Origin of the sequence: Actinomyces sp. MRS3W, assembly GCF_032465695.1 — a bacterium.
In the GTDB taxonomy this organism is placed as follows: Bacteria; Actinomycetota; Actinomycetes; order Actinomycetales; family Actinomycetaceae; genus Actinomyces.
In genome coordinates this window covers 1-6,267 of sequence record NZ_JAWDJJ010000029.1, presented here as the reverse complement: position 1 = coordinate 6,267, position 6,267 = coordinate 1, and the positions used below count along the sequence as shown (strand labels likewise).

Here is a 6,267-nt window from a genome sequence, read left to right as displayed (position 1 = left end):
CTTCATAACCCCGCCCGTCACACAGTCAAGGACCCGCGATGAGCACATCCGCCGACAGCATCGTCCCCGGACCGGACACCCCGGTCGAAAACGCCCCGGGGCTGTTCACCCTCGGGTCCTATCTGCGTCGCGGCGAGGTCTCCGACGACGCCCGCCGCCTGTTCCTCGAGGGCGGTCGCGACGCCGACACCTTCTACCGCCACCGGTGGAGCCACGACAAGATGGTCCACTCCACGCACGGGGTCAACTGCACCGGCTCCTGCGCCTGGGAGGTGTATGTCACCGACGGCGTCATCACGTGGGAGAAGCAGATCACCGACTACCCCACCACCGGGCCGGACATGCCCGAGTACGAGCCGCGCGGCTGCCCGCGTGGCGCCGCCTTCTCCTGGTACACCTACTCCCCCACGCGCATCCGCTACCCGTACGTGCGCAGCGTGCTGCTGGACGCCTTCCGCGACGCCCGCAAGCGCCACGACGACGACGCCGTCGCCGCCTGGGCCGAGATCACCGCCGACCCGGTCATCTCCCGCGCCTACAAATCCGCCCGCGGACGCGGCGGCATGGTGCGCGTGGGCTGGGATGAGGCGATGGAGCTCATCGCCGCCGCCTATGTGCACACCATCCGCACCTGGGGCCCGGACCGCTGCGCCGGCTTCTCCGTCATCCCGGCCATGTCGATGCTCTCCTACGGGGCCGGGGCCCGCTTCCACGAGCTCATCGGCGGCACCATGCTGTCCTTCTACGACTGGTACGCCGACCTTCCCCCGGCGTCCCCGCAGGTGTTCGGCGACCAGACCGACGTGCCGGAGGCGGGCGACTGGTACAACGCCCAGTACCTCATCATGTGGGGCTCGAACCTGCCGCTGACCCGCACCCCCGACGCCCACTTCATGACCGAGGCCCGTTACCACGGCCAGAAGGTGGTGGCGGTCTCCCCCGACTACGCCGACAACACCAAGTTCGCCGACCAGTGGCTGCGGGTTGCCCCCGGAACCGACGGGGCGCTGGGCATGGCCATGGGTCACGTGATTCTCAAGGAGTTCCACGTCGAGCGGCGCGAGTCCTTCTTCCTGGACTACATGCGCCGCTACACCGACGCCCCGTTCCTGGTGGAACTGGTCGCCTCCCCCGACGGCTCGGGCCTGGTGCCGGGCAAGTTCGTCACTGCCGACGGCGTGGACGGGGTAGCCGACGCCCTGCCGCGAGGCGAGTTCCGGCCACTGGTGTGGGACCGCGAGCGCGGCCCCGCCGACCCCGGCGGCACCCTGGCGGACCGCTTCACCCCCGAGGGCGAGGGCAAGTGGAACCTGCGTCTGGACGGCGTCGACCCGGTCATGTCGATGGCCGACCTGGCGGCCGGCGCCGCCGGTGAGCCGGCCGGCGCCGCGTCCGGCCGGGTCGTCGAACCGACAGAGGTTCTCCTGCCCCGTTTCGATCTGCCCGGCTCCACCACGCCCACCGGCAGCGTGGGCGGCGGCGTGGTGCGCCGGGGCGTGCCCGCCACGCGGCTGGCCGACGGGCGCCTGGTCACCACCGTCTACGACCTGCTGCTGGCCAACTACGCGGTGCAGCGCCCCGGCCTGCCCGGGCAGTGGCCCGCCGACTACCACGACGCCACCGTCCCCGGCACCCCCGCATGGGCCGCCGAGCTGACCGGCGTTCCCGGCCCGGCCACCATCCGGGTGGCGCGCGAGTTCGCCGTCAACTCCCTTGAATCCGGAGGCCGTTCCCAGATCGTCATGGGGGCCGGCATCAACCACTACTACCACGCCGATGAGATCTACCGGACGATCCTGGCGCTGACCTCCATGTGCGCCACCCAGGGTGTCAATGGCGGCGGCTGGGCGCACTACGTGGGTCAGGAGAAGGTCCGCCCGATCGCCGGCTGGTCGCAGTTCGCCTTCGCCCTGGACTGGCACCGGCCGGCCCGCCAGATGATCTCCACCGGCTTCTGGTATCTGACCACCGACCAGTGGCGCTACGACGACACCCCCGCCGACCGCCTGGGCTCCCCGCTGGGCGCCGGGACGCTCGCGGGCAAGACCGCCTCCGACACGCTGGTGGAGGCGATGCGGCGCGGCTGGACGCCGTCCTACCCGACTTTCAACCGCAACCCGCTGCTGCTGGGGCAGCAGGCCGCCGAGGCGGGCATGAAACCGGCCGAGTACGTTGCCGATCAGCTGGCCAAGGGCGAGCTGCGCTTCGCCTGCGAGGATCCGGACGCCGAGGAGAACTTCCCCCGCATCCTGGCCTCCTGGCGCACCAACCTGCTGGGCTCCTCCGCCAAGGGCACCGAGTTCTTCCTGCGGCATATGGTCGGCTCCGGCGGCGACGTCAATGCCACCGAGACCCCCGCCGACCGCCGTCCGGTGTCCATGACCTGGCGTGAGGAGGCGCCCCAGGGCAAGCTGGACCTCATGTGGACGGCGGACTTCCGCAACACCTCCACCACATTGCACTCCGACGTCGTGCTGCCGGCGGCCACCTGGTACGAGAAGTACGACCTGTCCACTACGGACATGCACCCCTTCATCCATTCCTTCAACATGGCGATCGATCCGCCATGGGAGGCGCGCAGCGATTTCGACATCTACCGTCAGCTCGCCGAGCTGGTCAGCCAGTGGGCGCCCAAGTACCTGGGCACCCAGACCGACGTCGTCGCCGCGCCGCTGACCCACGACACCCCCGACGCCATGACCATGCCGCACGGGGACCTTTCGGCCCTGCCCGACGGGTGGGTGCCGGGGGTGACCATGCCCAAGCTCGTGCCCATTGAGCGCGACTACACCCAGATCCGCAACAAGTTCGACGCCGTCGGACCCCTGGTGGAGAAGCCGGGTATCCCCATCAAGGGGATCATGCTGCACCCCGAACGGGAGATGGAGCAGCTGCGTCGCGCCCACGGCACCGGTGTTGGCGCCGCCGCCGGCCGACCGCTCATCGACACCCCGATTCGAGCCGGGGACGCGGTCATGCACATGTCCGGCGCCACCAACGGGCACCTGGCCACTCAGGGATGGCGCACCCTGGCCCAGCGCACCGGCACCTCGCTGGTGGAGCTCAGCGAGGAGGATGCCGGCCGGCAGGTCACCTTCGCCGACACCCAGGTCAAGCCGCAGCCGGTGATCACCACCCCGGAGTGGTCCGGCAGCGAGCACGGCGGACGGCGCTACTCGGCCTTCGTGGTCAATGTGGAGCATGCCAAGCCGTGGCACACGCTCACCGGCCGCATGCACTACTACCTGGACCACGACTGGATGCGCGACATGGGCGAGTCGCTGCCCGCCTTCCGCCCGCCGTTGGACTTCGCCTCCCTGTACGGGGAGGCCGCCCCCGGCCAGGTGGGCACCAGCCAGGAGGGCGCCGTGGAGGTGGCGGTGCGCTACCTGACGGTGCACAACAAGTGGGCCATCCACTCCCAGTACTACGACAACCTGCACATGCTCACCCTGGGCCGGGGCGGGCAGACGATCTGGATGAGCCCTGCCGACGCCGACACCATCGGCGTGCGCGACAACGACTGGGTGGAGGCCTACAACCGCAACGGGATCGTGGCGGCCCGGGCGGTCGTCTCCCACCGCATCCCCCAGGGGACGGTGTTCATGCACCATGCCCAGGAGCGGACCATGAACACCCCGGTCACCGAGCGTTCCGGACGGCGCGGCGGCACCCACAACTCGCTGACCCGCATCGTGCTCAAACCCAGCCACTTCGCGGGCGGTTACGCGCAGCTGTCCTACGCCTTCAACTACATCGGCCCCACCGGCAACAACCGCGACGAGGTCACCCGCATTCGTCGTCGCACCAACCAGGAGGTGACCTTCTGATGAAGGTGATGGCCCAGATCGCCATGGTGATGAACCTGGACAAGTGCATCGGCTGCCACACGTGCTCGGTCACCTGCAAGCAGGCGTGGACCAACCGCGAGGGCACCGAGTACATGTGGTTCAACAACGTTGAGACCCGCCCCGGGGTGGGCTATCCCAAGGGCTGGGAGGATCAGGAGCGCTGGCGCGGCGGCTGGGAGCGCACCGCCAGTGGGCGGCTGCGCCCACGCTCGGGCGGGCGGCTGCGCCGACTCGCCCAGATCTTCGCCAACCCGGACATGCCGACCGTCGCGGACTACTACGAGCCGTGGACCTACGAGTACGACCAGCTGCTGTCGGCCCCCAAGGACTCCCCCAATATTCCGGTGGCACGCGCCAAGAGCCAGCTGACCGGCGAGTACATGCCCACCATCTCGTGGGGCCCCAACTGGGACGACGACCTGGGCGGCTCCACCGAGACGCTGGAGCAGGACCCGGTGCTGGCCGGCATGAGTGAGAAGATCACCACGCAGATCGACCAGACCTTCATGTTCTATCTGCCGCGCATCTGCGAGCACTGCCTCAACCCCACCTGCGTGTCCGCCTGCCCGTCGGGGGCCATGTACAAGCGCAGCGAGGACGGCATCGTCCTGGTGGATCAGGATGCCTGCCGCGGCTGGCGCATGTGCGTGTCCGCCTGCCCGTACAAGAAGGTCTACTTCAACCACGTTTCCGGCAAGGCGGAGAAGTGCACCCTGTGCTACCCGCGGCTGGAGGCGGGGCAGCCGACCGTCTGCTCGGAGACCTGCGTGGGGCGCCTGCGCTATCTGGGGGTGCTCCTGTACGACGCCGACCGGGTCTCCCAGGCGGCCGCCGTCACCGACCCGCAGGACCTGTTCCCGGCGCAGCGGGAGATCCTGCTGGACCCCCACGACCCGCAGGTGGTGCAGGCGGCGCGCCAGGCGGGCGTGCCTGAGGCGTGGGTGAAGGCCGCTCAGGACTCCCCCGTCTGGGACCTCATCTCCACCTACCGGGTGGCTCTGCCGCTGCACCCGGAGTACCGCACCATGCCGATGGTGTGGTACATCCCGCCGCTGTCCCCGGTGGTGGATGAAGTGGCCGCCGCCGGATTGGACGGCGAGGACCACCGGGTGCTGCTCACGGCCGTGTCCGAGATGCGCATTCCGCTGGAGTACCTGGCGGGGCTGTTCACCGCCGGGGACACGAACGCGGTGGAGCTGGTCCTGCGCCGGCTGGCCGCCATGCGCTCCCATATGCGTCAGGTGCGGCTCGGGCAGGAGGCGGACCCGGCCATCGCCGCCGCCGTCGGCATGAGCGGGGAGGAGCTGGAGGCCATGTACCGGCTGCTGGCGATCGCCAAGTACGACGACCGCTACGTCATCCCCACGGCCAGCCCCGAGGTGCCGCGCGGCATGACCGCCATGGGCGAGGACGTGCGCACCCTGCTGGGCGAGGGAGCGCCCGCCGCCTGCGGTGCGGCCGCGCTGAGCACGAGCGGGCCCGTGGCGCTGCCGGTGCCCACGGTGCGCCGCGACCCGGTTCCCACCGCGGGACCGGGCGTGAGCGGAGGCGGCCCGGCGTGATCGGGCCGGGAGACACCGACATGGCCGAGATGGCTGAGAAGGCTGGCATGGGGGTGAGCAGATGGAGTCGTTGAACCTGGGTACGCCGACCCCGTGGTCCCGTGCCGCGACGAGCGGGACGGCGCCCTCACGGGGTTTCGCCGACGCCGCGGCGCGTCGCCCAGCCGCATTCGTGCGGGCGCCGCGCACGCTGGCGCCCCCGGAGCCGGTTGCCCTGGACGCCGCCGGGCGCGCACTGGTGCATATGAGCGCCTCGCTGCTGCTCGACTACCCCGCGGAGACGGACTTCACCGAGCGGCTCGACGCCGTCGCCGCCGCCCTGGCTGCCGCCCCCGACTTGCCGGAGGCAGTGGCTCGGCCGCTGGCACAGTTCGTGGACACCGCCCGCGCACGCGGCACGCGCGCCATGGCCGAGCACTATGTGGAGGTCTTCGACCGGCGTCGCCGCTGCTGCCTGTACCTGAGCTACTACGCGGTGGGTGACACCCGCTACCGGGGTGCCGCCCTCCTCGCCTTCAAGCAGGCGCTGGCGGCAACCGGCTACGAGCTGGACCGCGATGAGCTGCCCGACTACCTGCCGGTGGTGCTGGAGCTGAGTGCCCGCAGCGGCGACGCCGTCGCCGAGGTACTGCTCGCCTCGCACCGGGACGGCCTGGAGGTGCTGCGGTGCGCCCTGAGCGACGCCGGTTCTCCCTACGCGCGGCTGGTTGACGCCGTCGTCGCCACCCTGGAGCCGGTGGATGCGGCCACCGCCGAGCGGGTGCGGGCCCTGGTGGCGGCCGGCCCGCCCACGGAGACCGTCGGTGTCACCGACACCCTGCCCTTCCCGACCGTGCCCGCACGCCTGGCCGGTC

At 70.7% G+C, this 6,267-nt stretch carries 3 protein-coding genes; all 3 read left to right on the top strand.

Annotation, left to right across the window (positions count from 1 at the left end):
- Window positions 1-38: 38 nt before the first annotated feature.
- Complete coding sequence (locus tag RWX45_RS00805) at window positions 39-3,830, top strand: nitrate reductase subunit alpha (protein ID WP_316021895.1); 3,792 nt, start codon at window positions 39-41, stop codon at window positions 3,828-3,830.
- Window positions 3,830-5,413: a nitrate reductase subunit beta gene (gene narH, locus RWX45_RS00800; protein ID WP_316021894.1), complete on the top strand. Its 1,584-nt coding sequence runs from the start codon at window positions 3,830-3,832 to the stop codon at window positions 5,411-5,413. Before RWX45_RS00805 ends, narH begins: the two co-directional genes overlap by 1 nt.
- A gap of 61 nt (window positions 5,414-5,474) precedes the next feature.
- Window positions 5,475-6,267, top strand: a 793-nt coding sequence (gene narJ, locus RWX45_RS00795; RefSeq protein ID WP_316021893.1) for a nitrate reductase molybdenum cofactor assembly chaperone, incomplete at its 3' end; no start/stop codon positions are given.